The organism is Erysipelothrix aquatica (assembly GCF_009828775.2).
Lineage (GTDB): Bacteria > Bacillota_I > Bacilli_A > Erysipelotrichales > Erysipelotrichaceae > Erysipelothrix > Erysipelothrix aquatica.
The window spans coordinates 1-1495 of record NZ_WTSY02000087.1 but is presented as its reverse complement, the minus strand read 5'-3'; the positions used below and the strand labels follow the sequence as shown (position 1 = coordinate 1495).

Sequence of the window (1495 nt, the reverse complement as noted above, 5' to 3'; positions counted from 1 at the left end):
GGCTCTTTATAATCTAGTGTTGGTGAGATAGTCCGACATATTTAGAGTCAGTACCATCGTCATAGAAATATGATGATGGTTTTTTTATTTCTAAGTGTATCATTGTGTTTGATATTAGTAAAATTCTAGATCTGAAATTATGGAAATCTCGGTAACCAAAAGCGATGCGTTTTATAACTTTAATAAGATTGTTCGTTCCTTCTAGTTTCCCGTTTGAGTATGGATATGTTAATGCATTTATAATATAGTTCTCTTGTTTTTTAAAAGTCTTTAAGACACCTTTCATTGATTCGGCGACATGAGAATTTGGTCGGTTCATCAAATCTGATAATAACGTCGTGTTCTTATGTTTAATAGCTTGTTTTAAATGTTGGCAAAGCCAGTATGTGCTTTCAAATTCCTGGGATAGTCTTAATAAATCGTCAATAACTTGTGATTCTGTCATGAGGTACTTGTATCCCGTAAATTTCCGATAGTGATGATGATCCAAACTCGAAGCGTCTTTGAGAATGAGTTTCCAGTATCGCTTAAGGCGGGCATAATATTTCGGATTGTGTTTCATGACGTGTATTCGAGTGTAATTTAAAGCCCTATTAATATGCTGCACGATATGGAAACGATCTGTAATGATTTTTGCGTTGGGGAAACAGGACCGAATGAGTTGGATGTAGGGCTCGTACATATCGATGCAAACTGTTTCCACCTGCTCTCTAACCTCAAGTGGGAATCGAAAGAAGTAACTCTTGAGGAAGCTTAAGCGTCTGTCTTGAAGGATATCTAATACGTTTCCATTGGATGCATCCATGTAAATGAAGGACATCTTATGATGAACGGACTTAACGGATGAAAATTCATCAAAAGAGAGATGTTTCGGTAAAGTCTTATGGTTCACCTTGAAGTGTTGGTTCAATTGATGAATCCAATGATTTAAAGTTCCGTGAGAAATGTCATGCCGTCTGGATATATCTTTAATAGATATTTTATTCTTGGCATCTAAAAGTGATGCCATATAGGTATTCTTAGATATAGAATGTCGATATTCAGTAAGTGGAGTTTGAGCTGAAAAAGAATGATTACAGTGCTTACAGAGGTAACGTTGCTTTTTGAGGCGCAAAAACGTTCTCCGATTGGATACTCGTGGCATTTTAACAGTGACAAACTTTGATCCATTTTTGATGATTGAGAAGTCTTGATTGACAACACCACAGTGCGGACAAGCGTTTGGAGTTGGAGGTGAAAGTTTTGCGCTATATACAAGGGAGAGGACACCCTTTATTTGAAGTTCATGAATACAATTGGTGTCAAAAGTTATATTTGGGTCTTTTATATTAAGTGTAAGTCGTATAGAATTAGAGATGGACATAGATTCTAGCACCTTTCTTGGAGTGTAGTAACCTAAGTATATCGTGTTTGTCATCTATGTCTTTTATTATGTTCGAAATTAAGCATTAAAAAGTGTTGATGATTTCTCACCAACACTAGAATATGTAGAACC

General features: G+C 35.9%; 1 protein-coding gene. It reads right to left on the bottom strand.

Going from position 1 to position 1495, the window contains the following annotated elements; translation table 11 throughout:
* Positions 1–13: 13 nt before the first annotated feature.
* Positions 14–1363, bottom strand: a complete 1350-nt coding sequence (locus tag GVV20_RS10555; RefSeq protein WP_250690216.1) for an ISL3 family transposase — start codon at positions 1361–1363, stop codon at positions 14–16.
* Positions 1364–1495: the final 132 nt, after the last annotated feature.

Excerpts from the sequence above, each read along its gene's own strand:
- GVV20_RS10555 (WP_250690216.1), bottom strand. The coding sequence starts at position 1,363 with ATGTCCATCTCTAATTCTATACGACTTACACTTAATATAAAAGACCCA.